Raw genomic sequence first — 25,657 nt, forward strand, 5'->3', positions numbered from 1 at the left:
GGTGCCATGCATCACATTGCGTTCTTCGCGGGCACGCCCGCTCCCACAGGGATTGCGCCCGGTTCAGGGCTTGCGGTCATGCGTGCTTGAGCGCTTCCACCAATTGTGCCTTGGTCATGGTGGAGCGCCCTTTGATGTTTTTGCTGCGCGCTTCCTTCATCAGGCTTTGCTTGCTCTGGGTTTCCAGGGAGCTGCCCGATGTGCGGGAATGACCTTGGCGCGACTTCGCCGCCCGTTTGGCCGAGTCCGAGCGGGCAGTTTTCTTCTCGCTGGAGGATGTAGCCTTACCCGAGCCACCTTTCTTCTCGCCTCCACCGGACTGTTTGTTCACGGTGGCCCAGGCCCGCGCTTCGGCCTGGTCTTTCGGCACGCCTTTGTGCTCGTAGCTTTCCTCGATATGTTCGGCCTTGCGCTTCTGCTTGTCGGTGTATTTGTCCTTGTCGCCGCGTGGCATGGCATTCACTCCCGTCTGGTTTACATGAGCGGTTGAATGCCGCGGCAACGCCAGAGTGCCCGGTAATCGACCAGCGGTGCCAGCAAACCGGTTGCCCACTCTAAACAGTCATTCAACCGACACATCGAAGCCGTAGGGTTCAGACAGGAACCGCTCCAGGGCTCTGGCCCCTGATGTTGCCGTGATGGCGCCGCCAGACGGCTCTACCGTGCGGCCTGCCATTCATCGGTCACAAAGCTGTAACATTGCTGCTGCAAAGTGTGCCGGCCATCACACGGAGCGCTTTTCGATGATACGCCTGATGAAATCTGCTGCACTCGCCGTTGCCGTTTCTCTTTGCGCCACTTCGGCATCCTTTGCCGCAGAGAACATCCGCCTGACCGGTTCCGGCGCAAGTTTCCCGGCACCGATCTACCTGACCTGGTTCAAGGCCTTCAGCAAGGAAACCGACGGTGTCACCGTTGACTACCAGTCCAAGGGGAGCGGGGCGGGTGTTCAGGACTTTCTGAACAAGACCGTCGACTTCGCCGCCAGCGACTCGGCAATGAAAGCCGAAGAAATCGCCAAGGTCGGCGAGGGCGTGCAGTTGCTGCCAATGACCGCCGGTGAAATCGTCCTGGCTTACAACCTGCCAGGCAACCCCAAAGGGCTGAAGCTGCCACGCGATGTGTACTCCAACATCTTCCTCGGCAAGATCACCCAGTGGAACGACCCGCAGATCGTCGCGGCCAACCCTGAGCTGAAACTGCCAGCTACCCCGATCACCGTGGTCGTGCGTGCCGACTCCAGCGGCACCACTGCGGTATTCACCAAGCACCTGTCGGCCATCAACGCTGACTTCAAGCAAGCGCTGGGTGAAGGCAACACCGTCAACTGGCCGGCCAGCGACAAGTTCATCAAGTCGCCGAAGAACGATGGCGTAACCGCCACCGTCCGCCAGACCCCAGGTGCCATCGGCTACATCGAATACGGCTTCGCCAAGCTGGCCAAGGTCGACTTCGCCCAACTGCAGAACAAGGCCGGCCAATACGTAGTGCCGAACGCCGAGAGCGGTGCCGAGGCGCTGGCTGCGGTGAAGATGCCGGAGGACCTGGTGGCCTGGCTGCCTGACCCGGACGGTGCCAAGTCCTACCCGATCACCTCCTACACCTGGATGATCTTCCGCAAGGACAACGGTAACCCGGCCAAGGCCAAGGCCATGCGCGAAATGGTCGAATACAGCCTGACCGAAGGCCAGAAGATCGCCGACTCGATGGGCTACATCCCGCTGCCAGCGTCGGTTGTCGACCAGGTACGCAAAGCGTCCGCCAACATCCAGTAACACGCCCAGGCGCTCCCGGTGTGGTCTGGTGGCCATGCCGGGTGTGTTTGCCCTCTGTCCCGGAACTTGCCCATGAACACTCCTTTTGCCATCCCGGCTAACCCCGACTCCGCGTGCCAGCCACCGTCTGCGAAAGACTTCCTGGTTGATCGCACCTTCCGTGCGCTTGCACGCATCGGTGTGGTGCTGGTGCTGGCGCTGGTCTTCGCGCTGGTCTACGAAGTGGGCCGCAAGGCACTGCCAGGCATCGAGAAGCACGGTTTTGACGTGCTGTTCGGCAGTGTCTGGGACGTCAACCAAGGCAAGTACGGTATTCTGCCAGCGATCTGGGGCACGCTCTACAGCGCCCTGATCGCCCTGTTGATCGCCGGTTTCTTCGGCGTCAGCATGGCCATTTTCCTGACCCAGGACTTCCTCCCGGCCCGGCTGGCGGCGGTGTTTCGCACCATCGTCGAGCTGCTCGCTGCCATCCCCAGCGTCGTCTACGGCCTGTGGGGGATCTATGTGGTCATCCCGGCCATTCGCCCGCTGACCACCTGGCTGAACAGCGAGCTGGGCTGGATTCCCTTTTTCGGTACTTCCCTGAGCGGCCCAGGGCTGCTGCCTGCCGCGCTGGTGCTGGCGATCATGATTCTGCCGACCATCGCCGCCGTTTCGCAGGACGCCCTGACCAGCGTGCCGATGAAGACCAAGCAGGCCGCCTACGGCCTGGGCGCCACCCACTGGGAGGCCATTCTCAAGGTAATGGTGCCATCGGCAGCCACCGGTATCTTTGGTTCGCTGGTGCTCGGCCTGGGCCGTGCGCTGGGTGAAACCATGGCGCTGGCCATGCTGGTGGGCAATGCCAACAACATTTCCCTGTCCTTGTTCGCCCCGGCCAACACGCTGGCGGCCTTGCTGGCCCTGAACTTCCCGGAGGCCGGCCCGAACGAGGTCGAGGTACTGATGTACGCCGCACTGGTGCTGATGTTCATCACCCTGGCGGTGAACGTACTCGGCTCGATGATCATGCTCTACGCCCAGCGGGGTAACAAATGATGACCAACCTCACCACCCCTGCAAACGCGTTGCCCAGCCTGCAGCGCAAGCTGGAAGGCCGTTCCCTGCGCAGCCTGTTATTGACCACGCTGGCATGGTTCGCGGCACTGGTGGCCAGCGTGCCGCTGATCTCCGTGCTGTACATGCTGATCACTCGCGGTGGCGCACGCCTCAACCTGGAGGTGTTCACCGAGCTGCCACCCACCGGCTTCGAGATGGGCGGGGGCTTTGGCAACGCCATGGCCGGTACTTTCGTCATGGTCGGCATTGCTGCTGCCATCGCCGTCCCGGTCGGTATCCTGGCCGCGGTGTTCCTGGCCGAACTCGGCCCTGACAGCAAGCTGGCCAACGCCGCGCGCTTCGCCGCCAAGATGCTCACCGGCCTGCCGTCGATCCTGGCTGGCGTATTCGCCTATGCCCTGGTGGTGATGACCACCGGCACCTACTCCGCGCCGGCAGGTGGTGTGGCCCTGGCGGTACTGATGCTGCCCATCGTCGTGCTGACCGCTGAAGAGTCGATGAAGATGGTGCCCAAGATCATGAAGGATGCCGCCTACGGCATGGGCTGCACCCGTGCCCAGGTGATCTGGAAAATCGTCCTGCCCACCGGCCTGCCGGCCATCCTGACCGGCGTCATGCTGGCCGTGGCCCGTGCCGCCGGCGAGACCGCGCCGCTGCTGTTCACCGCGCTGTTCAGCAACTACTGGATCCTGCATGACGGCGACCTGGCGGTCATGAACCCGACGGCCTCGCTGGCCGTACTGATCTACAACTTCTCCGGCATGCCATTCGACAACCAGCTCGAGCTCGCCTGGGCGGCCTCGCTGGTACTGGTGATGATCGTGCTGGTAATCAACATTCTGAGCCGAGTATTCGGCAAGCCCAAGTATTGAGAAAGGGAGCATCCGACCTTGAACGTATCCACTGCGCCAAAAGCCGCTCCCGTGGTCAGCGAAGCCCCCATCGTCATGGACTGCAAGCTGGACAAGATCTTCTACGGCAATTTCATGGCCGTTCGCGACAGCCATGTGCCGATCCGCAAGAACGAGATCACCGGTTTCATCGGGCCGTCTGGCTGCGGCAAGAGTACCGTCCTGCGTAGCCTCAACCGCATGAACGACCTGGTGAAGGGCTTCCGTTTCGAAGGCCATGTGCACTTCCTGGGCCAGGATGTCTACGGCAAGGGCGTCGACCCTGTGGTGGTGCGCCGCTACATCGGCATGGTGTTCCAGCAGCCCAACCCGTTCTCCATGAGCATCTTCGACAACGTCGCCTTCGGCCTGCGCCTGAACCGCTACAAGGGCGACATCGGTGACCGCGTCAAGCACGCGCTGCAGGGCGCCGCGCTGTGGGACGAGGTGAAGGACAAGCTCAAGGTCAGCGGCCTGGCCCTGTCCGGTGGCCAGCAACAGCGTCTGTGCATCGCCCGCGCCATCGCCACCGAGCCGGAAGTGCTGCTGCTGGACGAACCCTGCTCGGCACTCGACCCGATTGCCACCCGCCGGGTGGAGGAGCTGATGGTCGAGTTGAAGAAGGACTACACCATCGCCCTGGTGACCCACAACATGCAGCAGGCGATTCGTGTGGCCGACACCACCGCGTTCTTCTCGGTCGACATCTCCAAGGGCACCCGTACCGGTTACCTGGTCGAAATGGGCCCGACCACGCAGATTTTCCAGAACCCGCGTGAGCAGCTGACCGCCGACTACATCAGCGGCAAGTTCAGCTGAGGCCGCACGTGCCAAGGTGGCCGGGTGTTGCAGTCAGGAAGGCTGCAACACCCGGCCGCATTACCTTCCGTCAAGTGTTACCAGGGATTTCCAATGCCAGCGACGCGTCGTCTTGATCTGCCAGCGGTAGAGCGCGCACTGCGTGAGGTGCAGGCCCGCTTTGCCGAACTCAGCCAGCATTTCACCGAACCGCGCGATCCGTTTACCGACGAGGTGCTGCTGAATGTGGTTGAAGGCTATGCCCTGATTGACGACTATGTCGCCCGGGGTGTCGACCTTTTCGACCTGCAGCAACTGAACCTGATGCTGGAGATCAATGCCACCGTGCTGTGCGGCAGCGACCCGGCACGCAGGCTGGAGTTTGCCCCGCACCTGGCGGCGACCGAGGCGCACTTTTTCAACAACGTGGAGGGCGGCATCAAGGACCTCTACAACTGGTATTGCTCGTACGGCAGCGATTCGATCTGGAAGCGCGCGGCGGGTGTCTACGTTCGAATTCTCAGCAAGCCGCAGCTGTTCATCGAAGGCAACAACCGCACAGGGTCGCTCATTGTCAGCTACCTGCTGATGCGCGCGGGGTTACCGCCATTCGTGTTGTCGCTGGACAATGCCGAGGGTTACTTCAACCCATCCTCGGTCATACGCAACTCTGCCAAGCATGGTGTCAAGGCTTTGTACGAACTACCCAAGATCAAGAAAAAGTATGCAGCTTTCCTTGAAGCGCACGCGCCTGAGCCCGGCAAGTTCTTCCTGGACGTCACATCCATGCCTGCGCGCGAGAGGTGCCGCTGATGCAAAGCTCTTCTCTGTTCCAACGCGGGCGGCAAGCCATCGAGCGCACGTTCAACCGCCCGCAGATACGCATTTCGTTCGATATCGACGACACGCTCGCCTGCCAGGCCGACCATGCCGCCGCCGAGGACAGCAAGCTGCCGGCGTTCATCCACCGCTGGTTGGGTGAACCCCTGCGCAGTGGCACGCGCTCACTGATCCGCGACCTGCGCCGCCAGGGCTGCAGCATCTGGATCTACACCTCGTCGGGGCGCACACCGTCCTACATACGCCGTTGGCTGATGCTCTACGGTATCCGTGTCGATGGCGTGGTCAACAGTGACCGGCACCAGCATATCCTGGCCGTGAACGGGCTTGAGAATGCGCCTTCCAAGTTGCCGTCGGCCTTCGATATCGACCTGCATGTCGATGATTCCGAGGGCGTGCGGCTGGAAGGCGTCGACCACGGTTTTCGCGTGGTGGTGGTGTGCCCCAAGGATGAGAACTGGGCGCAGAAAGTGATGGATGCGGCGGTCGATGTCCAGGCACAGCTGGCCTGGCAGCAACCGCACCGCTATGAAATGCCGGTACGGCAGCGTTCGCAGGCCCTCGCTTCCTGAGGGCCTCAAGGTACTTTTCTCGTTACGCCTCTTCGCTACTTGTTGCCCCCCACATCTCCCTTTGCGGCTTCCCATTTTCAGCTTCGGCTTGACTCGTGAAATTTTTCATGTAATTTTTCATGAAAAATAACTCTAAAAATTTCACGGCAGTCTCAAACGATGAAGATGCACGAAGAGGTTGAAGCCCTCGCGATCCTTATTCACGACCTGCGCAAATTCAAGAACCTGACCCTGGGCGAACTGGCCGAGCGCATCAACCGCTCGGTGGGCTTCTTGTCCCAGGTCGAGCGCGGTGTTTCGCGCCCTACCGTGGCCGACCTCACCGCCATCAGTGAAGCGCTCGGCGTATCCACCGCGTACTTCTACAACCTGAGCAAGCCCCGCAGCGTCAGCTGGGTCACGCGCCCCCACGAGCGGCGCACGCTGTACCTCGAGTCGGGCATCACCGATGTGCTGGCTTCGCCCACCATCGGCGGCGCGTTCTCCATGCTCGACAGCCATCTCGAGCCAGGCGCCAGCAGTGGCGAGCTGTACCTGACCGACCGTTCCGAGCAGGGCTGTTTCGTGCTCGAAGGCGAACTCACGGTCTGGCTGGACCACGGCGACGCCGTGACCCTGCAGGCCAACGACTGCTTCCAGCTGCACCCCCACGCGCAGTTCCGTTACGCCAACCTGACGGAAAAAACCACCCGCGTGCTCTGGGTCTTCAACTGAATTCGTTCACCTCACAAGGACAAGAAGATGAGTGTCGTCTTTCCGGATCTGCTGACTGAAGTGCGCTCGTTCCGAGCGAAACACCCAGAAATACGTTATGTCGACCTGATTGCGCTGGATATCCCCGGGCACTTCTACGGCAAGCGCTACCCCATGGACATGCTGGAAAAAGTCGCAGCCGGCGCGCCGCTGAAGTTGCCTCAGAACTGCGTGTTGCTGGGCACCCAGGGTGGGCTCTACCCGATCGGTGACTACTGCTTCGCCGACGGCGACCCGGATGCCGCCCGCCGCCTGGTGCCGGGTACCCTCAGGCCGGTGCGCTGGGAAAAGGAACCGATCGCGCAGATGCTCATCACCTCCGACGGCACCGCCAACCCCATCGAGTTCGAGCCCCGTGAAGTGCTGGCCCGGGTGATCCAGCGCCTGGCCAGGCGCGGCATTCGCCCGGTGGTGGCCTTCGAGCTGGAGTTCTACCTGTTCGACCGCAAGCTCGATAACGGCCTGCCACAGTACCCACGCGACAAGGCGACCGACGACCACGACGACCAGCCGAACATGCACATCGAGCGGCTGTCGCGCTTTGCACCGGTGCTGCACGAGATGGTCGATGGCGCCAACGAGCAGGGCGTGCCGGCGAACGTGATCACCGCGGAGCTGGGCCCCGGCCAGTTCGAGATCAACTTCTCGCACAGCGACGATGCCATGAGCGCGGCGGACTGGTCGGCGCTGTTCTGCCGCAGTACCCGCGGTATCGCGATGAAGCACGGCTACCGAGCCAGCTTCATGAGCAAGCCGTACCTCGATGCGCCGGGCAGCGGCATGCATGTGCACGTCAGCCTGTACGACAACGCCGGCAACAACATCCTCGCCGGCGATGACCAGCGCAAGCTGCGCCATGCGGTGGCAGGGTGCCTGGAGTTGCTGCCCCACTGCATGCCGATCTTCGCCCCGAACCACAATGCCTACCGCCGTTACGGCGCCATGGTCAACGCGGCGAGCAAGGCCAGCTGGGGTTTCGAAGATCGCGATGCGTGTATTCGCATCCCCGAGTCCGACCCGCGCAACCTGCGCATCGAACACCGCCTCGCCGGTGCCGATGCCAACCCGTACCTGGTGCTGGCGGCCATCCTGACCGGGATGGAGCATGGCCTGGAGCGTGGCGTCGAGCCCATTGCCCCGCTGAACGACAACCGCCAGAGCGGCATCGAGTTCCCCAAGGATGCCTTCAGTGCCCTGGCCGCCATGCGTCACCACCCGGAGGTCAACGCGGGCCTGGGCAGTGAATTCGTGATGGTCTACTGCGAAAACAAATACCAGGAGCAACTGGATTTCATGCGCCACATCGATGCCCGCGAATACCGCTGGTTCCTGTAGGTGCCGGGGTCGGGGCAGCGCCGCTGCACCCTGCCTTTCTACCGTTTCAATACAACGCGCAATATGGATTTGCCGGAGGAAGATATGCCACGTGTGCCCGTTATCGGCATTACCGCATGCACCAGCATGATCGAGCTGCATGCAACCCAGACCATCAGCGAGAAGTACGCGCGCGCGGCGGCCAAGGCAGCGTGTGGGCTGCCCATCGTGATACCCAGCCTCGCAGACCTGATGGACAGCGCCGATGTTCTCGACGTGGTGGATGGGCTGATCTTCACCGGTTCGCCGTCCAACATCGAACCGTTCCACTACAACGGACCGGCCAGTGCAGCGGGCACCCATCACGATCCGCTGCGTGATGCCACCACACTGCCACTGATGCGTGCGGCCATCGCCGCCGGAGTGCCGGTGCTGGGCATCTGCCGTGGTTTCCAGGAAATGAACGTGGCGCTGGGTGGCACCTTGCACCAGAAAGTGCATGAGACCGGCATGTTCATGGACCACCGCGAAAGCAAGGGTGAGCCCATCGAAAAGCAATACGGCCCGCGTCACGCCCTGCATATAGAGCCCGGCGGCATGCTCGACCGCATGGGTTTGCCGGCGGTCATCGATGTCAATTCCATCCACGGCCAGGGTATCGATGTACTGGCCCCCGGGCTGAGGGTGGAGGCGCTGGCGCCCGATGGCCTGGTGGAAGCTGTTTCGGTCGAGAACAGCAAAGGCTTTGCCCTGGCCGTGCAATGGCACCCCGAGTACCAGGTCATGGACAACCCGCATTACCTGACCATCTTCCAGTCCTTTGGCAAGGCCTGCCGGCATCGCTCGGTACTGCGCCAGATGCTGTTGAAGACCGCCTGACAGCGATCTTTCCCAATTACAAAAAAGTACCTGTGCAGCACGGCTGCGCAACTTGATGGAGTGAAGTCAATGAGTGAGCAGAATTCGCAGACCCTTGCCTGGCAAGCCATGAGCCGCGACCACCACCTGGCCCCGTTCAGCGATGTTCGGCAGCTGGCCGAGAAAGGCCCGCGCATCATCACCTCGGCCAAAGGTGTGTACCTCTGGGACAGCGAGGGCCACAAGATTCTCGATGGCATGGCGGGCCTGTGGTGCGTGGCGGTGGGCTATGGGCGCGATGAGCTGGCCGACGTCGCCAGCCAGCAGATGAAGCAGCTGCCGTACTACAACCTGTTCTTCCAGACCGCGCACCCGCCCGCGCTGGAACTGGCCAAGGCGATCGCCGATGTGGCCCCGCAAGGCATGACTCACGTGTTCTTCACCGGCTCTGGCTCCGAAGGCAACGACACCGTGCTGCGCATGGTCCGCCGTTACTGGGCGCTCAAGGGCCAGAAGAACAAGAAGGTCATCATAGGCCGCATCAACGGCTACCACGGCTCCACCGTGGCCGGCGCGGGCCTGGGCGGCATGAGCGGCATGCACCAGCAGGGCGGGCAAATCCCGGATATCGTGCATATCCCGCAGCCATACTGGTATGGCGAAGGCGGCGACATGACCGAGGCCGACTTCGGCGTGTGGGCGGCCGAACAGCTGGAGAAGAAGATCCTCGAAGTTGGCGTGGACAACGTTGCCGCCTTCATCGCCGAACCGATCCAGGGCGCTGGCGGGGTGATCATTCCACCGCAGACCTACTGGCCGAAGGTGAAGGAGATCCTGGCCAGGTACGACATCCTCTTCATCGCTGACGAAGTGATCTGCGGCTTCGGCCGTACAGGCGAGTGGTTCGGTAGCGACTACTACGACCTCAAGCCCGACCTGATGACCATCGCCAAGGGCCTTACCTCCGGCTATATCCCCATGGGCGGCGTGATCGTGCGAGATGAAGTGGCCAAAGTCATCAGCGAAGGCGGCGACTTCAACCACGGCTTCACCTATTCCGGCCACCCGGTGGCGGCTGCGGTCGGCCTTGAGAACCTGCGGATCCTGCGTGACGAAAAGATCATCGAGCAGGTGCACGACAAGACCGCGCCTTACCTGCAACAACGCCTGCGCGAGCTGGCTGACCACCCGCTGGTAGGCGAGGTACGCGGCCTGGGCATGCTCGGTGCGATCGAGCTGGTGAAGGACAAGGCCACCCGCGCGCGCTATGAAGGCAAAGGTGTCGGCATGATCTGTCGCCAGCACTGCTTCGACAACGGCCTGATCATGCGTGCCGTGGGCGACACCATGATCATTGCGCCGCCGCTGGTTATCAGCATCGAGGAGATCGACGAACTGGTGGAAAAAGCCCGCAAGTGTCTGGACCTGACGTACGAGGCTGTTCGCTGAGCGTCTGGTCAAGGCAGTTACCCCCACCTGATCGGTTGCGCGGTCAGGTGTAGGAGCGGCCTTGTGTCGCGATGGGCTGCAAAGCAGCCCCAGGGTTTCAGCGCAGATGCACAAATTGCCGGGGCTGCTTTGCAGCCCATCGCGACACAAGGCCGCTCCTACAAGGGCCCGCGTCAACCGACCAGGCATATCTTCGCCGGCTCGTGCAATGCCGCGAAGCATCTTGCTTTGTGAAATGAATCATGTACTTTTCAGGGCATCAATTTTCCCATCCGAAAGTCGCGATTCAACCATGAAAGTGCACGAAGAGATCGAAGGCCTGGCCGTACTGATTCGCGACCTGCGCAAGTTCAAGGGCCTGACACTGGGCGAACTGGCGCAGCGCATCGGCCGTTCGGTGGGCTTTCTGTCCCAGGTCGAACGGGGCGTATCCCGCCCAACCGTGGCCGACCTCACGGCTATCAGCGAAGAGCTCGGCGTCTCCACGGCCTATTTCTACAAGCTGGACCAGCCCCGCGAGCTCGACTGGGTCACCCGTCCTCACGAGCGTCGTACCCTTCACCTGGCCGGTGGCATCACCGATGTGCTGGCATCCCCCACGATAACGGGCGCGTTCTCCATGCTCGACAGCCACCTGGAGCCGGGGGCCAGCAGTGGCGAGGAGTACCTGGATGACAGCTCGGAGCAGGGCTGCTTCGTGCTCGAAGGCGAACTGACCGTCTGGCTGGATGGCGGCGAGCCGGTAACGCTGCGCGCCAATGACAGTTTTCAGCTGCAACCCCACGCGAGCTTTCGTTACGCCAACCTGACAGACAAGCTCACCCGCGTGCTCTGGGTATTCAGCTGAGAGGGGAATCCAGGCTGGCTCTGGAGTCACCAGGCAATCGGTGTCCCGTCCCACGCCCAGAATGTACCGCTCTGTTCCGGGCCGTGTCGGCTCACCAGCGCTAGAATGCATGTCGCTGCAAACGCCGGCGAGAACAGTTTTCCTGGCGCCACATTGCCCTGAAAGGGTTGGGAAAGGCGGGTGTCGGTGGTCCCGGGATGCAGCAACAGTACCGTGGAAGCGGGGTTCAGTCGCTTGAGCTCGATGCTCGCGGTACGCATAAGCTGGTTGAGCGCGGCCTTGCTGGCGCGATAGCTGTACCACCCGCCAAGATGATTGTCGCTGATCGACCCGACCCGCGCCGACAGCGCCACATAGGTCATCGGTTGCTGTCGCAACAAGGGCAGCAAGTGCCTGAGCAGCAGGACAGGGGCGAAACAGTTGGTCGTGAAGCTGGCCAGCAGCCCCGCCATATCTACCTGTGTCAGCGCTTTTTCGGCCCGTGCGGGTGGCGCTTGCAGCACGCCAAGCGTGCAAAATACCAGGTTCAAGTGGTTGCAGCAGGCGCCCACCCGCGCCGCCAGTGTTTGCAGTGCCACTTCGGAACACGCGTCGCAGTCGATGCGAACCAACTGTCGTGGGTGCTCGGCGAACAAAGCATCCAGCGCAGGGCTGCTGGTGGCATGTCGCGAGACGGCAAACACCCATCCGATGTCGTCGCGCGCCAGCAGCTGGGTGCACAGTGCAAGGCCGATCCCCTGGCTGGCTCCGCAGACCAGCACGTTGGCGGGGGAATGAAGGTCATTGATAAGGCTCACTGAACTGCCTCCTTTGCCGGCGCCGACGCTGGTATGCCACTGTCACTGGCTCTGCCGAAACAAGGCCCTGAGACCCGCAAGTAAAAGTTGTACAACCTCATAAAAAACTGTACATAGTTTCTAATATTGTACAGGTATTTCACGTGCTCGAGGTCAGTATGGGGCACACAACTCGTTGGGCCTGGCTTTGCCTGCTATTGACTGCCCTGTCGGAGGCGGCGGACTGGCGAGCGGAGCTGCCGGCAGCGCAACGGCTGGGCGTCGGTGAGTTCAGCTGGTTTGGCTTGCGCCTTTACACCGCACAGCTATGGGCGGCCGGTCCGGTCCAGGACTGGAGCCGGCCTTTTGCCCTTGAGCTGGCCTATCACCGAAGCCTGTCCAGGGACACGCTGGTACAGGCCAGCCTCGAGGAAATGTACCGCCTGGCACCTGAAAACGTGACGCCGCAGCGGCGCGCGGCGTGGTCCCAAGCCATGCAGCAGGCGTTTGTGGATGTACAGCCAGGCATGCGCATCACCGGCTTGTACATGCCGGGGCAGGGCTGCCGCTTCTACGTCGATGGCAAACTCAGCCGGGCGGTCGCCGACCCCGTTTTTGCACGGGCGTTCTTCGCCATCTGGCTCGATCCGCGGGCCAGGGATCAACAACTGCGTCAGCGTCTGCTGGGGGGGATGCCATGAATCTGCATAGCGGTAACGCTGACAAGCCAGGGGTAGCCTGAAGATGCGCCTGGGTCTGGTACTGGGTGACCAGCTGTCCTTCGACCTGGCAAGCCTCAACGCCCTCGATCCTGCCCGCGATGCTGTGCTGATGGCGGAAGTGGAAGGGGAGGCCAGGTACGTGCCGCATCATCCGCTGAAGATCGTCCTGATCTTCAGCGCCATGCGGCACTTCGCACTGGCACTGCGCGAGCGCGGTTGGCAGGTGCATTATGTGCAACTCGATGATGACGGCAACAGCGGAACCATCGTTGGCGAGTTGCGGCGCTGGCAGCAGGCCCTGGGAGCCACGCATATTCACCTGACCGAGTGCGGAGAGTGGCGCCTGGAGCAGGCGTTGCGCGATGCCGCACTGCCGCTTGTGTGGCATCGCGACACGCGGTTTCTATGCTCTCGCGAAGCTTTCGCGCGCTGGGCCCGGGAGCGCGGCCAACTGCGCATGGAGCACTTCTACCGTGGCATGCGCAAGCGTACCGGCCTGCTGCTGGAGCCTGACGGCAGCCCGGCAGGTGGAACCTGGAATCTCGATGGCGACAACCGCAAGGCCTTGCCTCGCCAGCTACGTGGCCCCTTTGCCGCACATTTCGCACAGGACGACATCACAGCTGCAGTAATAGCCCTGGTACGGCAACGCTTCAGCGACCACTACGGAGCCATCGACGGTTTCGACTACCCGGTGACCCATGCCGAGGCACGGCAGCTCTGGCAACACTTTCTGGATTTCGGCCTGGCGGCTTTCGGTGACTACCAGGATGCGATGGCCGAGGGCGAGCCGTACCTGTTCCATGCGCGCATCAGTGCAGCACTCAACATCGGGCTTCTCGATGTGCGTTTTCTATGCGAAGGGGTCGACAAGGCCTGGCGCGAGGGGCGAGTACCGCTCAATGCAGCAGAGGGCTTCATCCGCCAGCTGATCGGCTGGCGTGAGTATGTACGCGGCATCTATTGGCTGCGCATGCCGGAGTATGCCGCGCTCAATTACCTGGGTAACGAGCGAGCGTTGCCGGAATTCTACTGGACCGGTCGCACCCGCATGCGCTGCATGGAGCAGGCCATCGGGCAGACCCTTCGCTTGGGTTACGCTCACCATATCCAGCGCCTGATGGTCACCGGCAACTTCGCCTTGTTGGCCGGTATCGCGCCTACCGCAATCTGTGAGTGGTACCTGGCTGTCTACATGGACGCCTTCGACTGGGTCGAACTGCCCAACACGCTTGGTATGGTGATGTACGCCGACAGCGGCTACCTGGGCTCCAAGCCTTACTGCGCCAGCGGTCGCTACATCCAGCGCATGTCCGATCATTGCAAGGCCTGCAGTTACAGGGTTGACCAGGTGGCCGAGGAGGACGCCTGCCCGTTCAATGCCCTGTACTGGCATTTTCTCATCCGTCATCGCCACCTGCTTTCGGCCAACCCGCGTCTGGCGCTGGTCTATCGAAACCTTGATGGCATGTCAGCTGACCGTCGCGATGCCATCTGGCAGCGTGGCCAGTCACTTTTGGCGCGGCTCGATGCGGCGCAGCCGATATGAAAAAGGGTCTTTTGCCCAGCAAGGTCTGCGTGGTGTGTGGGCGGCCGTTCAACTGGCGCAAGCGCTGGTCACGTTGCTGGGAGCAGGTGCGCTACTGCTCCGAACGATGCCGCAAGTCAGCACCGCATAGCAAGGCGCACGAGCAGGGGGAGGGTAACGGCCCATATCGGCATCAGTAACAGGCCGGTTACCACTGGGCCCATGGGCAAGTCGACATTTGCCAGTCCCGCTCCGCCTACATAGGCCAGCGGGCCGCCAACTGCACCCAGCAGTGCACCGAGCTGCCAGTGCCTGTCGGCCCATGCCAGGCTATGGCGCATGCCGCTGGCCAGTACCAGCCACAACAGCGCAAGCCACAGCGGCAATGGCCAGGTGTCGAAGCTGAACACGCCCAGCGCGCCCAGCACGCTATCCAGCACACACCCGACCGGCGTTACCAGCAACAGCGCCTTGACCTCTGCGTGGACGGCCGGGCACAGGCTCAGATGCACGGCCAGGCCAGCGATCACCAGCATCGACAGGAAGGGTTTTTCGGCCCCCAGTACGCATAGCCACCAGCCGGCCTGTAGCCACAAGGCATTGGCGAGCAGCCAGCCACGGCTCATCAGGCACTGCCAGGCAAGGGCGCGCGCCGTGCCTGGGGCGCTGCCCAGAGCAGATGCGCGACACCGATGGTGCGCTCCTCGAAACCGCCTTGGCAGTAACACAGGTAGAACTCCCACAGGCGCTGGAACATGTCGTCGTAGCCCAGGTCCGTCAGCGCTGCGCGTGCCTGGCGCAGGTTTTCTCGCCAATGCCGCAATGTGTGGGCATAGTCCTGGCCGAAATCTTCCATGTGCAAGAGGTTGAGTGCGGTGTGCCGGCTGGCAGTTTCCAGCATCACGCTCAACGAAGGCAGGGCGCCACCGGGGAAGATGTAGCGCTGGATGAAATCGACCGACCGCCGCGCCTGCTCATAGCGCTGGTCGCGTATGGTGATCGCTTGCAACAGCATCAGGCCGTCGGCCTTGAGTAGCGAGGCGCACTGGCGGAAATACACCGGCAGGTACCGGTGGCCGACAGCCTCGATCATCTCGATCGAGACCAGTTTGTCGAAGGTGCCTTGAAGATCGCGGTAGTCTTCGCGAAGCACTTTCACCCGCTGCTCCAGCCCCAGGGCCTGAACGCGTTGCAGGGTATGGCTGTACTGCGCCTCGGAAAGCGTGGTGGTGGTGACCTTGCAGCCATAGCGGGTGGCGGCGTGGATCGCCAGGCTGCCCCACCCGCAGCCGATCTCCAGCAGGTGGTCGGCAGGGCTCAGCTCCAGCTTCTGGCAGATGCGCTCCAGCTTGTGCAGCTGTGCTTGCTCCAGTGTCTGCCCCGGGTGTTCGAACTGAGCTGCCGAATACATCATGGTGGGGTCGAGCAGCCGCTCGAACAGGGCATTGCCCAGATCGTAGTGCGCCAGAATATTGCGGCGGGCACCGCGCCTGTTGTTGCGGTTGAGTTTGTGCTGCAACCGCAGGGCAGGGCGGCCGAAGCGGGCCAGGCCCCCCTCGAGCGCGTCAAGTACCTCAAGGTTTGCGACGAACAGACGAGTCACCAGCGCCAGGTCGGGACTGCGCCAATAGCCGTGAATGTAGGCTTCGCCAGCACCGATCGAGCCATTGCCGGCTATCAGGCCCCAGGTGATGTCATCAAGGATCTCCACCTCGGCCTGCAACGGGCTGTGGGCGTCACCGAAACTCCACTGCTGCCCGTGGCTGAGCAGGCGCAGGTGGCCATGGCGCAGCCTGCCCAGCCGGGCGAGCACGGCATTTCGTGCCAGCCCGCCGAACAATGGCCCGAGGCCTGCGAACTTGCTAACGCTCAGGGTGGGGTTCGACATCATCAGGGTCCTCGCAGGAATGGCCGAGCGCCAGGTCACGCTGGCTGGCCGTGTGGTCATGGACGGGTGTGCGTTTGAACAGCAGGCGCAATGCCTGCCAGTAAATGGCCGAGACGGTGCGCAGGCTCATCCATGGGAAGGCCAGTACGTATCGGTGCACAGCGGCTCTATCCAGCGCCTGGCGTTGCAAGGCCAGGTCGGCCTCGAACACCTTGCTATCGCCTTGCCAGTTCTCCATGTGGATGCGCACATGTTCAGCGTCCAGGGCGAAGCGCAAGCGATAGTCCATGTGCAGTGGCATGAACGGCGACACATGGAAGGCCTTGGCGACGCTGAAGGGCCCGGCAAGGTTTCCGCGCACCGGCAGCACGTAATGGAAGCGTTCGCGCCATGGTGTGTTTCGCACCTCCAGCAGGACTGCCGTCAGCCGTCCGTCGCGGTCATGGCAGAAATAGAAACTGACCGGGTTGAACGACAGCCCCCAGCAACGCAATTGCGTGAGCAGGTGCACCGGCCCCTCAGGCATTTCTCCCGTCGCGCTGCGCACCAGCAAGCGTGCAGCCTGGGCCAGGGTCTCGCCCCGGCGGGTCTGGGCTGGCAGGTAATCTGCCTGGTTCCAGCTGAGCGGCGCCAGGCGCCAGCGCCACAGCCAGCGTGACAGGCCTGTCAGCAAGGCTTGCTCGTCCAGGTCCAGGTAGAACATGCCGATCCTGTAGCGGAAGGCGTGGGGGCGCGGCGCCAGGCGCCGGTGGCTGACCCAGCCCACGCAAAGGCTGCTGTTCACAGGTGCTCTCCGAAATGCGCGGCCACCTTCAACGCACTGATTACGCCATCCTCGTGAAAGCCGTTGCCCCAGTAGGCGCCGCAGAAGTAACTGTGGCGCTGGCCCTGCAGCTGCGCCTGGCGCGCCTGCGCGGCGCACGCCGCAAGGCTGTATTGCGGATGGTCGTACTGGAAGCGGGCAATGATCTGCGCCGGATCCACCAGCGCGGTCTGGTTGAGGCTCACGCAGAAGGTCGTCGGTGCCTGGATACCTTGCAGAATGTTCATGTTGTAGGTCAGCGCGGCAGGCGCCTGCTGCGGCCCGCCGAGACGGTAGTTCCAGCTGGCCCAGGCGCGCTTGCGGCGGGGTAGCAGACGGGTATCGGTGTGCAGCACCACATCGTTGCTGGCATAACCGATGGCGCCGAGCACTTCCCGTTCCTGCACGCTCGGCGCTTCGAGCAAAGCCAGGGCCTGGTCGCTGTGGCAGGCGAACACCACATTGTCGAAACGCTCGGTACCGGCAGCGCTCGTCAGGGTGACGCCACCTTCGTCGCGGCTGACCCGGAAAACCTTGCAGTCGAGGCGGATGCGCCCGGCAAACGGCCGGCACAGCGGACTGACATAGCTGCGCGAACCCCCTTCGATCACGCGCCACTGTGGACGTTGGTTGACCGACAACAAGCCGTGGTTGCGACAGAACCGCACAAAGAACGCAAGTGGGAAGCCGAGCATGTCCGCGCGGGACATCGACCAGATCGCCGACCCCATCGGTACGATGTAATGGTCGATGAAGCGCTGTCCATAGCGCTGAGCCCGGAGGTAGGCGCCCAGGGTCGCGTTGGCATCGATACGCTGGTTATCCAGGTCGGCGAGCGCCTGACGATTGAAACGCAGAATATCCCGTAGCATCCCCCAGAACCCCGGGGACACCAGGTTGCGGCGTTGGGCGAACAGGGTATTCAGGTCGTGCCCGTTGTATTCCAGGCCAGTGACCGGATCATGCACGGAGAAGCTCATTTCGGTCGGCCGTGAGGCGACCTTCAGGTGGTCGAGCAAGCGGATGAAGTGCGGGTAGGTCCAGTCATTGAAGACGATGAAGCCGGTATCTATTGCATGGCGTTCACCCTGCCAGATCACATCGAGGGTATGCGTGTGGCCCCCGATCCATTTCTCGGCTTCGAAAACCGTCACCTCATGCTTGCGTGACAGCAGATGAGCGCAGGATAGCCCTGCAATGCCGCTGCCGATGATTGCTATACGCATGGATCATCATTCCTGTTCATGACGGGCAAGGCGTTGCCCAAGCCCCAGGCGCAGGCGCGCGGGCAGTGCGCCAAGCAGGCGCAATACCAGGATGAAAAGCCGGGGGAAGTTGATTTCCAGCGGGCGCTCGGGAAGGCGTTTGGCAATATGGCTGGCTGCGCGCTGCGCCGACCACAGCTGCGGCATGGGGAAATCGTTGCGACGGGTCAATGGCGTGTCGACAAAGCCCGGGTTGACGAGGGTGACGGCGATGCCTTCGCGGGCCAGGTCGATGCGCTGCGATTCCACCAGATAACGCACGGCTGCCTTGGACGCGCCATAGGCGCCGGCACGGGGCAAGGCCAGCCAGGTCACCGAACTGCCCATGACCACCAGATGAGGGCGTTGACCGGCGCGAAGCAAGGGCAGGGCCGCTGCCAGGCAGTAGCTGACAGCAAGGAAATTGGTACGGACCACACGCTCGACCAAGGCAGGGTCGAAATGGTCCGGCTCCAGGTACTCGCAGGTGCCTGCATTGAGGATTACCCTGTCCAGCGCTCCCCAGGCCTGCTCGATACGGGTTGCGATCCCGGCGACCTGTACGGGGTCGTCCAGGTCGCCAATGGCCAGCAGCACCTGCCCGGGAAAACGTTCAGCCAACGGGGCGAGACGATCTGCATGTCGTGCGCCCAATGCGACCTGGTGGCCTTGCTCCAGCAGGCATTGTGCAAGTGCGGCACCGATACCGCTGCTTGCGCCTGTCAGCCAGCAGCGGCTCATGCCATCCGCCCTTTGAGCCATCGAATCGCACCGCCCATGACCGGAACATGTTCGTAGAGCAGGGCTGCTGCGTCGAAATAGTCCTGGTGAAAATGGACCCGGTCATGCCATTGCAGGTAACTGCATCCTTGCAAGCTGATCTGCTGACCGCGGGCCAGGCGTGGGTGGCGAAACTGCAGGGTCCAGCGCAGGTAACCTTGCCCGGGCATCACTTCGTCGATGCTGGAAAAGGCATAGCGAATGTCGTGAGCGTTGGCGTACAACTGCGCGAAATAGGTTCGCAGAGCCCGCAGCCCCTGGATCTGATGCAACGGATCGCGAAAAGTGACATCGTCGCTGTACAGCTTTTCAAGGGTGCCGAGGTTGCCCCCGTCGAGTCTGCTGAAGTGCTCGGCGAATTGCTGCAGATACGCTGACATGCTGGACTCCAGGAAATCCTGTACAGAAATGGCTTGTTGTACAGGTATATCTGAAGTCTAAGCGTAAATCTATACAAGTCAACGATCTTGTATAGGTTTTGTTCAGCGCTCAGCCTGGCCCAGTTGTCGGCGCAATTCAGCCACCTCCGCCTCCAGCTCGCGTAGCTTCTCCTCAGCGAAAATCTGCGCTGTGACATCGCGCTGGATGCCGATGTAGTACGTCAACTGGTCTGCCTCGTTGTACACCGGCGTGACGGACAACTCGTTCCAGAACAAGCTCCCGTCCTTGCGGTAATTGCGCAGCACCTGGCAGCACGGCAGGCCTCCACGGATCGCCTCGCGGATGTTGGCAAGGCCGGCCTGGTCATGATCGTCGCCCTGCAGAAAACGGCAGTCCTGATACAGGATGTCCTCGGCGCGATAGCCGGTCAGGCGCTCGAAGGCGGGGTTGACGTAGATAAGGATGCTGTCGTCGCCCTCCTGCTCTGCGACGACGATGCCATCGTTGGAATGCTCGACCATCAGTTGCATGAGTTTCGCGTTGATCATGGGGCCCACCTACAGGCATTTAGGATGCGAAGTGCGCAGCCTGGCCTGCGTGCAGAAGGCCTCGGCGCCGTTTGTTGCATGATGACCCAAGGAGGCTCGCCGCAGAAGGTGCATATGGGTTTAGAATGTGCCACCCCCCAGATAAACCCTCATCATGACTGACGCCACCCCAGCCGATTTGCTACCCATGCGCGATGTGGTCAGCCTGACCGGCATCAATCCGGTGACCTTGCGGGCATGGGAGCGGCGCCATGGGTTGATAAGCCCGCAGCGCACCGAGGGCGGCCATCGCCTTTATAGCGCTCGCGATGTCCAACGCATACGCGACATCTTGCGCTGGACCGGCAATGGGGTGCCCATCAGCAAGGTAGGCGGCATGCTCGCAGGCCAGCCGGATGCGCCGGTGCAGCAGCACTCGGCGTTCGACGACTGGCGCGCTGCCGTGGAGCGTGCAACCAAGGCATTCGATACACAAGCGCTGGAAAGCATCCATGGGCAGTTGTTCACCGTCCTGCCCAAGGCCACCGTGCTGCGTGAGGTGCTGATGCCGGTCTGGCATGGCCTGGCCTCAGGCATTGCGCCGGGCCAGCGTAGCCAATGGCTGTTTCTGGACATGTTCCTGCGCGCCCGCCTGCTGATGCGCCTGCAGATGAACCAGGCCGATGCACCGCGCGTGCTGCTGGCAGGCACCGAGGGGCAAGCCGAACTGCAGGTGTTGTGCACCGGGCTGCTGTTGAGCAGCGAGCAGCAACGCATCGAAGTGCTCGGTTGCGGGCAGCCGCTGGAAGAAATACCCATGCTGTGTGCAGCAATGCAGCCCGCAGCAGTGGTGATCAAGGTCCAGGTGCCGGTGGACCCTGCCTTGGCCAGGCGGCTGCGTTCGCTGCAAATGGCAATCGTTTGTCCGCTGGCCTTGATTGGCGAGGGATTGGCCGATTTACAACCAGCCTGGCAAGGCCTCCCGCTGTGTCTGCTGGACGAGCAGCGCGCTGACCTCGCACCCATGCTGAACGCCTTGCTCAGTGGTGCCCTGGACCTTTGACAGGGGCCCGCCGTAGTCTGCCGTACTGATCCTCGCCTGCTCCTGTGGGTTACGCCAGAAGTCTTGCCTCTGGGCGTAACCCGGTCCTGGGCCGGAATCATCACGCCGCGCGCGCAGGCCCAAAGCACCTGGCAGCCCCCTCCAAGGCAGCGTTTCTGGCTGTTTGCCAGCTTCTGATAATCGCCTCCGACATCCCGTCCCCGTTTCGGAGCGCGCCATGTACAACAATAAGAATCTGTCCCCACGTTTGCTGGCGGCTGTTACCGTCAGCCTGTCGACCCTTTGCCTGAGCAGCCTGGCCCAGGCCGAGATCATGCTGTACGACAAGGACCAGACGACGTTTTCCACCGACGGCTATATCAACGCCTTCTACGTCAACAGCGATGTCGATCGGCAGGGCGAGCAGTTCGATCGCCGCCAGTCACGGGTGAAGATGGGCTTTCTGCCCAACTACCTGGGCTTCAACATGGGCAAGCAGGTGGATGACCTGAAGCTCGGCGCGCGAGCCTCGTTCTGGGTGACCATCAACGACAGCGAAACCAACGGCACCGACACCGCCATCGACGTGCGCCAGTTCTACGGCACCGTGGCCAACCCCGAGTGGGGTGAGGTGCTGATCGGCAAGGACTTCGGGCTGTTCGCCCGTTCCAATATCCTGCTCGACGAACTGCTGGCCGGTTATGGCCAGGTCAGTGACACCCTGGGGCTGGTTGACGGCGGCGGGGTCTCGTTCGGCAACATCGGTAGCGGCTACCCGTACCCGTTCCCTACCTCGCAGATCACCTATCGCACCCCAGTGATGGACGGCCTGCGGGTGGCGGTGGGCATCATGGACCCGGTGGACACCAACGACAGCAGCCCGACCGGCAAGGCCTACCAGGAAAACCCGCGTACCGAAAGCGAGATCACCTACCAGTTCGACCTGGGTGGGGCGCAGATCTACAGCTGGCTCAACGGCAGCTACCAGACCTCCGACAACACCGACCCGGCGGTGCAGTCGGTCACCTCCAAAGGTGTCGGCTACGGTGTGCAGGCGAAGATGGGAGGGCTGTCGCTGACCGGCTCGGGGTTCCAGGCCAAGGGCATCAACCCGTTCTTCACCAACAACGCTGGCGAACCGACCTTGCGCAATGTCGACAGCGACGGCTACCTGCTGCAGGGCTCCTACAAGGTCGGCAAGAACCGGGTGGCGCTGTCGTATGGCAAGACCAAGGACGATGGCAACGGCGCGGTGGGCAGTGGTGCGGATTATGAAACCCGTGGCGTGGCGCTGTTCCATGACGTCAACGACAACCTCAAGCTGGTTGCCGAGTACAACCAGTTTTCCATCGACGGCCATGAAACCAGTGACCCGAACGAAGACACCGATACCTTTGCGGTGGGGGCGGTGTTGACCTGGTAAGCCTTGCCAGGCCGGGCAACACGGTCAATTGTAGGAGCGGCCTTGTGTCGCGAAAGGGCCGCAAAGCGGCCCCAGGATTTCAGCAGCGATGCACAAATTGCTGGGGCTGCTTTGCAGCCCTTTCGCGACACAAGGCCGCTCCTACATGGTCCCGCGCATGCCGGTGAAATTACGTCCATGGAACCGCCCACCCGCTACCCAAGTAGCATTCGTCCTCGATGATCGCCTTCGTACACTCATCACTCAGCCACCCCGCGCCGGAGACCACGATGCAGCAGGCTCACAACGACGGTGTGGTCAGCGCCATGTCCCAGGCAACCGACGCCCGGCAGGCAGCCCAGGAGCTGGCGGCGCAGTTGCTGCACCCGCACCTGGGCTTCGTGCTGTTCTTCTGCTCCGCCGAATACGACCTGCAGGCCCTGGGCGAAGCCCTGGAGCAGGGCTTTGGCGGCATCCGCCTGGTCGGTTGCACCAGCGCCGGGGAAATCACCCCGCAGGGCTATGGCCGCAACTGCATAACGGCAGTGGGGTTCGATCATCGGCACTTTTCCATCGCCACCGAGCTGATCGACGAAATGGAGCGCTTCAGCCTGATCGACGCCCAGCAGATGGTCGAGCGCCTGGTCGGCACCTGCCGCAGCAATAACCTGGCGCCGATCAAGGGCCACAGCTTTGCCCTGACCCTGCTCGACGGCTTGTCCAGCCGTGAGGAAATGGTGCTTGCCGCCCTCAGTGCGGCCCTGGGCGACATCCCGCATTTCGGCGGCTCGGCCGGCGACGACAACTACCTGACCCGCACCCATGTGTATTTCGGCGGCGCGTTCCACCACGGCGCGGCGGTGGTGGTGCTGGTCAATACCTGGCTCGACTTCGAAGTGTTCACCACCCACCACATCCTGCCGCGCCAGGAAAAGCTGGTGGTCACCGGCGCCGACAGTGCCCAGCGCCGGGTCTTCGAACTGAATGCCGAGCCAGCTGCCGAGGAATACGCCCGGCACATCGGCGTGCCGGTGGCCGAGCTCGATCATCGTGTGTTCGCTGCCCATCCGCTGGCCGTGCGCATCCACGACCAGTATTACGTGCGGGCGATACAGCAGGTGCACCCGGACCTGAGCCTGAGTTTCTACTGCGCTGTTGAAAACGGCATCGTGCTTACCGCCATGACCCCGGGCCCGCTGTTGCCGAACCTGCACCAGTTGTTCGACGGCTTGCAGCAGCGCCTCGGCCCGCTGCTGCTGACCATCGGTTGCGATTGCTTCCTGCGGCGGCTGGAGCTGGAAGCCCGGGACGGGCTGGAAGCGGTCGGTGCGTTCCTGCGCGAGCAGCGGGTGATCGGCTTCAACACCTACGGAGAACAGTTCGATGGCATGCACATCAACCAGACCTTCACCGGAGTCGCCATTGCACGCAACCGGCCTCCTGTCGGTCGCTGAACTGCAGGCCGAGGTCGCCCGGCTGCAGCACCAGAACCACAAGCTGCAGCGTATCAACGGCGCCCTGATCGAGCGTATCGAGTCCGGCGTCACGCGTGGCAACGACCCTTATGCCGCGTTTCAGCATTCGGTGGTGCTGGCCGAGCAGGTGCGCGAACGCACCGAAGCGCTGAACCAGGCCATGGCCGAGCTCAAGGCCGTCAACCACCTGCTCAGCGAGGCCCGGCAGCGGGCCGAGACGGCACACCAGCACCAGATTCGCCTGATCACCGACCATGTGCCGGCGCTGATCGCTTACCTGAATGCCGACCTGGTCTACGAATTCACCAACAAGGTCTATGAAGAATGGTATTGCTGGCCTCGCGGCGTGATGCTGGGCCAGAGCCTGCGCGAAGCCCACAGCGAGCAGCATTACCAGCGCCTGGAGGCCTACGTGGCGCGGGCGCTGGCGGGGGAGAGCGTAACCTTCGAATTTGCCGAAACCAACATCAACGGCCAGGAACGCTACATGCTGCGCTCCTACGTGCCGAACCGCCTGGCCAATGGCGAAGTGGTGGGCATCTTCGTGTTGATCCGCGACATCACCGAGCGACGCAATACCGCACAGGCGCTGCACCAGGCGTATCAGCACCTGGAGCAACGGGTACGCGAGCGCACGGCCGAGCTGACCAGCCTCAACGAGCAGCTGCTGCGCGAAATCGAGGAGCGCAGCCGGGTGGAATCGCGCCTGCGCGAGGCCAAGCGCGAGGCCGAGCAGGCCAACCTGTCGAAAACCAAGTTCCTTGCCGCCGTCAGCCATGACTTGCTGCAGCCACTGAACGCGGCGCGGCTGTTCACCAGCGCCTTGCTCGAACACCGCGAGCCGCACAACAGTGCCCATTTGGTGCGTAATGTCAGCAACTCGCTGGAGGATGTGGAGAACCTGCTAGGTACCCTGGTGGATATTTCCAAGCTCGATGCTGGCGTGATCAAGGCCGATGTCGCCCCGTTCGCCCTGCGCGAACTGATGGACAACCTCGCTGCCGAATACGCCCAGGTGGCGCGCAGCGAAGGGCTTGAACTGCATTTCGTGGGCTGTTCCGCCGTGGTGCGCAGTGACATCCAGCTGCTGGCGCGGATCCTGCGCAACCTGCTCAGCAATGCCATTCGCTATACCCGCAGTGGGCGCGTGGTGCTGGGCTGCCGGCGCCAGCGTGGCGGCTTGCGGATCGAAGTATGGGACAGCGGGATCGGTATCGCCGAAGAGCACCTGGAAGAAATGTTCCAGGAGTTCAGGCGCGGTGATGTGCAGCGTCCGGACCAGGACCGTGGCTTGGGCCTGGGCCTGGCGATCGTGGAAAAGATCGCCGGCATTCTTGGCCACCGGATTCGGGTGCGGTCATGGCTTGGCAAAGGCTCGGTATTCGCGGTCGAAGTGCCGCTGAGCACCACCGCGCCCAAGGCCCAGCCGAGCCAGGCAATCAGCGAGCCGATGCTCGAACGCGTGCGCGGGGCGCGGGTGTGGGTACTGGATAACGATGCGGCGATTTGCGCCGGCATGCGTACCCTGCTGGAGGGGTGGGGCTGCCGGGTGGTCACCGCGCTGTCGGAGGAAGACCTTGCGCGCCAGGTGGACAACTACCATGCCGAGGCCGACCTGCTGATCGCCGACTACCACCTGGACAACGACTGCAATGGCGTCGACGCCGTGGCGCGGATCAATGCCCGCCGTACCCAGCCCTTGCCGGCGATGATGATCACCGCCAACTACAGCAACGAGCTCAAGCAACAGATCCGCGAGCAGGGCCACACCCTGATGCACAAGCCGGTGCGGCCGATGAAGCTTAAGGCGGCGATGAGCCATTTGCTGGGCAGCCAGGGCTAGCCGTGATGCCAGACAATCGGACCCAAAGGCTGCTCAGTACCTGTAGGAGCAGCCTTGCGCTGCGAAGAGTCCATTACTGCTAGAGAAGATTT

General features: G+C 62.6%; 27 protein-coding genes. 18 read left to right on the top strand and 9 right to left on the bottom strand.

The annotated features are described in order from the left end of the window. Positions 1-76: 76 nt before the first annotated feature. Entirely contained in the window at positions 77-454 is a 378-nt protein-coding gene (locus E5221_RS12150; RefSeq protein WP_024086821.1) for a hypothetical protein, read from the bottom strand. 289 nt (positions 455-743) lie between these two features. Between E5221_RS12150 and pstS the strand changes: the two genes are divergently transcribed. From pstS to E5221_RS12205, 11 genes are all read left to right on the top strand, one after another. Next, positions 744-1,775, top strand: a complete 1,032-nt coding sequence (gene pstS / locus E5221_RS12155) for a phosphate ABC transporter substrate-binding protein PstS (RefSeq protein ID WP_232880824.1) — start codon at positions 744-746, stop codon at positions 1,773-1,775. A 72-nt stretch (positions 1,776-1,847) separates the two neighbouring features. After that, positions 1,848-2,813 carry a phosphate ABC transporter permease subunit PstC gene (gene pstC, locus E5221_RS12160; protein WP_061550789.1) on the top strand — a complete coding sequence of 322 codons (966 nt, stop codon included), beginning with the start codon at positions 1,848-1,850 and terminating at the stop codon, positions 2,811-2,813. Next, complete coding sequence (pstA, locus tag E5221_RS12165) at positions 2,813-3,706, top strand: phosphate ABC transporter permease PstA (RefSeq protein WP_023661149.1); 894 nt, start codon at positions 2,813-2,815, stop codon at positions 3,704-3,706. Before pstC ends, pstA begins: the two co-directional genes overlap by 1 nt. A 75-nt stretch (positions 3,707-3,781) precedes the next feature. Further along, positions 3,782-4,543, top strand: a complete 762-nt coding sequence (pstB, locus tag E5221_RS12170) for a phosphate ABC transporter ATP-binding protein PstB (RefSeq protein ID WP_031324478.1) — start codon at positions 3,782-3,784, stop codon at positions 4,541-4,543. Positions 4,544-4,636: 93 nt separating this feature from the next. Next, the gene (locus E5221_RS12175; RefSeq protein WP_024086824.1) at positions 4,637-5,335 is read left to right on the top strand and encodes a hypothetical protein; all 699 of its coding nucleotides are present in this window, start codon (positions 4,637-4,639) and stop codon (positions 5,333-5,335) included. Next, complete coding sequence (locus E5221_RS12180) at positions 5,335-5,934, top strand: hypothetical protein (RefSeq protein ID WP_085719663.1); 600 nt, start codon at positions 5,335-5,337, stop codon at positions 5,932-5,934. The genes E5221_RS12175 and E5221_RS12180 overlap by 1 nt, the downstream gene beginning before the upstream one ends. Before the next feature lie 159 nt (positions 5,935-6,093). Continuing rightward, the gene (locus E5221_RS12185) at positions 6,094-6,648 is read left to right on the top strand and encodes an XRE family transcriptional regulator (protein WP_013972148.1); all 555 of its coding nucleotides are present in this window, start codon (positions 6,094-6,096) and stop codon (positions 6,646-6,648) included. A 27-nt stretch (positions 6,649-6,675) separates the two neighbouring features. After that, a complete protein-coding gene (locus tag E5221_RS12190) occupies positions 6,676-8,022 on the top strand; it encodes a glutamine synthetase family protein (protein ID WP_039613291.1) in 1,347 nt (448 codons plus the stop codon). Positions 8,023-8,106: 84 nt separating this feature from the next. Then, positions 8,107-8,880 carry a gamma-glutamyl-gamma-aminobutyrate hydrolase family protein gene (locus E5221_RS12195; RefSeq protein WP_031324703.1) on the top strand — a complete coding sequence of 258 codons (774 nt, stop codon included), beginning with the start codon at positions 8,107-8,109 and terminating at the stop codon, positions 8,878-8,880. 69 nt (positions 8,881-8,949) lie between these two features. Beyond that, a complete protein-coding gene (locus E5221_RS12200; RefSeq protein ID WP_247847547.1) occupies positions 8,950-10,308 on the top strand; it encodes an aspartate aminotransferase family protein in 1,359 nt (452 codons plus the stop codon). Between the two features lie 292 nt (positions 10,309-10,600). Then, positions 10,601-11,155 carry an XRE family transcriptional regulator gene (locus E5221_RS12205; RefSeq protein WP_013972152.1) on the top strand — a complete coding sequence of 185 codons (555 nt, stop codon included), beginning with the start codon at positions 10,601-10,603 and terminating at the stop codon, positions 11,153-11,155. A 26-nt stretch (positions 11,156-11,181) separates the two neighbouring features. On the opposite strand, the gene E5221_RS12210 is transcribed toward E5221_RS12205, so the two are convergent. Then, positions 11,182-11,952, bottom strand: a complete 771-nt coding sequence (locus E5221_RS12210) for an SDR family NAD(P)-dependent oxidoreductase (RefSeq protein ID WP_247847548.1) — start codon at positions 11,950-11,952, stop codon at positions 11,182-11,184. A 158-nt stretch (positions 11,953-12,110) separates the two neighbouring features. Between E5221_RS12210 and E5221_RS12215 the strand changes: the two genes are divergently transcribed. Genes E5221_RS12215 through E5221_RS12225 form a run of 3 tightly spaced genes read left to right on the top strand, consistent with a single transcriptional unit; the run spans position 12,111 to position 14,381 of the window. Next, positions 12,111-12,632, top strand: a complete 522-nt coding sequence (locus E5221_RS12215) for a chalcone isomerase family protein (protein ID WP_023661871.1) — start codon at positions 12,111-12,113, stop codon at positions 12,630-12,632. Between the two features lie 43 nt (positions 12,633-12,675). Beyond that, complete coding sequence (locus tag E5221_RS12220) at positions 12,676-14,202, top strand: cryptochrome/photolyase family protein (protein WP_247847549.1); 1,527 nt, start codon at positions 12,676-12,678, stop codon at positions 14,200-14,202. Then, positions 14,199-14,381, top strand: coding sequence for a DUF2256 domain-containing protein (locus tag E5221_RS12225; RefSeq protein ID WP_247847550.1), 183 nt, complete (start codon positions 14,199-14,201; stop codon positions 14,379-14,381). Before E5221_RS12220 ends, E5221_RS12225 begins: the two co-directional genes overlap by 4 nt. On the opposite strand, the gene E5221_RS12230 is transcribed toward E5221_RS12225, so the two are convergent. The 7 genes from E5221_RS12230 to E5221_RS12260 all read right to left on the bottom strand — a co-directional run bounded on the left by E5221_RS12230 (position 14,319) and on the right by E5221_RS12260 (position 19,824). Next, on the bottom strand, positions 14,319-14,807 hold the full coding sequence (locus E5221_RS12230) for a DUF2878 domain-containing protein (protein WP_189121784.1): 489 nt from the start codon (positions 14,805-14,807) through the stop codon (positions 14,319-14,321). The genes E5221_RS12225 and E5221_RS12230 overlap by 63 nt on opposite strands. After that, positions 14,807-16,069: a cyclopropane-fatty-acyl-phospholipid synthase family protein gene (locus E5221_RS12235; protein ID WP_024086828.1), complete on the bottom strand. Its 1,263-nt coding sequence runs from the start codon at positions 16,067-16,069 to the stop codon at positions 14,807-14,809. The genes E5221_RS12230 and E5221_RS12235 overlap by 1 nt, the downstream gene beginning before the upstream one ends. Continuing rightward, positions 16,044-16,853 (bottom strand): DUF1365 domain-containing protein, encoded by an 810-nt coding sequence (locus E5221_RS12240; RefSeq protein ID WP_247847551.1) that lies wholly within the window; start codon positions 16,851-16,853, stop codon positions 16,044-16,046. Before E5221_RS12240 ends, E5221_RS12235 begins: the two co-directional genes overlap by 26 nt. Further along, complete coding sequence (locus E5221_RS12245; RefSeq protein ID WP_247847552.1) at positions 16,850-18,097, bottom strand: FAD-dependent oxidoreductase; 1,248 nt, start codon at positions 18,095-18,097, stop codon at positions 16,850-16,852. The genes E5221_RS12240 and E5221_RS12245 overlap by 4 nt, the downstream gene beginning before the upstream one ends. A gap of 6 nt (positions 18,098-18,103) precedes the next feature. After that, positions 18,104-18,856 carry an SDR family NAD(P)-dependent oxidoreductase gene (locus tag E5221_RS12250; RefSeq protein ID WP_013972160.1) on the bottom strand — a complete coding sequence of 251 codons (753 nt, stop codon included), beginning with the start codon at positions 18,854-18,856 and terminating at the stop codon, positions 18,104-18,106. Continuing rightward, complete coding sequence (locus tag E5221_RS12255; protein WP_015270038.1) at positions 18,853-19,275, bottom strand: nuclear transport factor 2 family protein; 423 nt, start codon at positions 19,273-19,275, stop codon at positions 18,853-18,855. The genes E5221_RS12250 and E5221_RS12255 overlap by 4 nt, the downstream gene beginning before the upstream one ends. A gap of 102 nt (positions 19,276-19,377) precedes the next feature. Continuing rightward, a complete protein-coding gene (locus tag E5221_RS12260) occupies positions 19,378-19,824 on the bottom strand; it encodes a PAS domain S-box protein (RefSeq protein WP_003257626.1) in 447 nt (148 codons plus the stop codon). A gap of 154 nt (positions 19,825-19,978) precedes the next feature. Here E5221_RS12260 and E5221_RS12265 point away from each other — a divergent pair, with 154 nt between their 5' ends. From E5221_RS12265 to E5221_RS12280, 4 genes are all read left to right on the top strand, one after another. Beyond that, positions 19,979-20,866, top strand: a complete 888-nt coding sequence (locus tag E5221_RS12265; RefSeq protein WP_247847553.1) for a MerR family transcriptional regulator — start codon at positions 19,979-19,981, stop codon at positions 20,864-20,866. 217 nt (positions 20,867-21,083) lie between these two features. Then, the gene (locus E5221_RS12270; RefSeq protein ID WP_247847554.1) at positions 21,084-22,268 is read left to right on the top strand and encodes a porin; all 1,185 of its coding nucleotides are present in this window, start codon (positions 21,084-21,086) and stop codon (positions 22,266-22,268) included. A gap of 269 nt (positions 22,269-22,537) precedes the next feature. Further along, entirely contained in the window at positions 22,538-23,701 is a 1,164-nt protein-coding gene (nosP, locus tag E5221_RS12275) for a nitric oxide-sensing protein NosP (protein ID WP_013972164.1), read from the top strand. Beyond that, positions 23,670-25,565, top strand: a complete 1,896-nt coding sequence (locus tag E5221_RS12280) for a NahK/ErcS family hybrid sensor histidine kinase/response regulator (protein WP_247847555.1) — start codon at positions 23,670-23,672, stop codon at positions 25,563-25,565. The genes nosP and E5221_RS12280 overlap by 32 nt, the downstream gene beginning before the upstream one ends. Positions 25,566-25,657: the final 92 nt, after the last annotated feature.

Origin of the sequence: Pseudomonas sp. A2 (genome assembly GCF_023100865.1) — a bacterium.
GTDB lineage: Bacteria > Pseudomonadota > Gammaproteobacteria > Pseudomonadales > Pseudomonadaceae > Aquipseudomonas > Aquipseudomonas asiatica.

Bases quoted from the DNA above. Each gene is read 5' to 3' on its own strand.
- E5221_RS12150 (WP_024086821.1), bottom strand. From the start codon at position 454: ATGCCACGCGGCGACAAGGACAAATACACCGACAAGCAGAAGCGCAAG.
- pstS (WP_232880824.1), top strand. From the start codon at position 744: ATGATACGCCTGATGAAATCTGCTGCACTCGCCGTTGCCGTTTCTCTT.
- pstC (WP_061550789.1), top strand. From the start codon at position 1,848: ATGAACACTCCTTTTGCCATCCCGGCTAACCCCGACTCCGCGTGCCAG.
- pstA (WP_023661149.1), top strand. From the start codon at position 2,813: ATGACCAACCTCACCACCCCTGCAAACGCGTTGCCCAGCCTGCAGCGC.
- pstB (WP_031324478.1), top strand. From the start codon at position 3,782: ATGGACTGCAAGCTGGACAAGATCTTCTACGGCAATTTCATGGCCGTT.
- E5221_RS12175 (WP_024086824.1), top strand. From the start codon at position 4,637: ATGCCAGCGACGCGTCGTCTTGATCTGCCAGCGGTAGAGCGCGCACTG.
- E5221_RS12180 (WP_085719663.1), top strand. From the start codon at position 5,335: ATGCAAAGCTCTTCTCTGTTCCAACGCGGGCGGCAAGCCATCGAGCGC.
- E5221_RS12185 (WP_013972148.1), top strand. From the start codon at position 6,094: ATGAAGATGCACGAAGAGGTTGAAGCCCTCGCGATCCTTATTCACGAC.
- E5221_RS12190 (WP_039613291.1), top strand. From the start codon at position 6,676: ATGAGTGTCGTCTTTCCGGATCTGCTGACTGAAGTGCGCTCGTTCCGA.
- E5221_RS12195 (WP_031324703.1), top strand. From the start codon at position 8,107: ATGCCACGTGTGCCCGTTATCGGCATTACCGCATGCACCAGCATGATC.
- E5221_RS12200 (WP_247847547.1), top strand. From the start codon at position 8,950: ATGAGTGAGCAGAATTCGCAGACCCTTGCCTGGCAAGCCATGAGCCGC.
- E5221_RS12205 (WP_013972152.1), top strand. From the start codon at position 10,601: ATGAAAGTGCACGAAGAGATCGAAGGCCTGGCCGTACTGATTCGCGAC.
- E5221_RS12215 (WP_023661871.1), top strand. From the start codon at position 12,111: ATGGGGCACACAACTCGTTGGGCCTGGCTTTGCCTGCTATTGACTGCC.
- E5221_RS12220 (WP_247847549.1), top strand. From the start codon at position 12,676: ATGCGCCTGGGTCTGGTACTGGGTGACCAGCTGTCCTTCGACCTGGCA.
- E5221_RS12225 (WP_247847550.1), top strand. From the start codon at position 14,199: ATGAAAAAGGGTCTTTTGCCCAGCAAGGTCTGCGTGGTGTGTGGGCGG.
- E5221_RS12230 (WP_189121784.1), bottom strand. From the start codon at position 14,807: ATGAGCCGTGGCTGGCTGCTCGCCAATGCCTTGTGGCTACAGGCCGGC.
- E5221_RS12235 (WP_024086828.1), bottom strand. From the start codon at position 16,069: ATGTCGAACCCCACCCTGAGCGTTAGCAAGTTCGCAGGCCTCGGGCCA.
- E5221_RS12245 (WP_247847552.1), bottom strand. From the start codon at position 18,097: ATGCGTATAGCAATCATCGGCAGCGGCATTGCAGGGCTATCCTGCGCT.
- E5221_RS12250 (WP_013972160.1), bottom strand. From the start codon at position 18,856: ATGAGCCGCTGCTGGCTGACAGGCGCAAGCAGCGGTATCGGTGCCGCA.
- E5221_RS12255 (WP_015270038.1), bottom strand. From the start codon at position 19,275: ATGTCAGCGTATCTGCAGCAATTCGCCGAGCACTTCAGCAGACTCGAC.
- E5221_RS12260 (WP_003257626.1), bottom strand. From the start codon at position 19,824: ATGATCAACGCGAAACTCATGCAACTGATGGTCGAGCATTCCAACGAT.
- E5221_RS12265 (WP_247847553.1), top strand. From the start codon at position 19,979: ATGACTGACGCCACCCCAGCCGATTTGCTACCCATGCGCGATGTGGTC.
- E5221_RS12270 (WP_247847554.1), top strand. From the start codon at position 21,084: ATGTACAACAATAAGAATCTGTCCCCACGTTTGCTGGCGGCTGTTACC.
- nosP (WP_013972164.1), top strand. From the start codon at position 22,538: ATGCAGCAGGCTCACAACGACGGTGTGGTCAGCGCCATGTCCCAGGCA.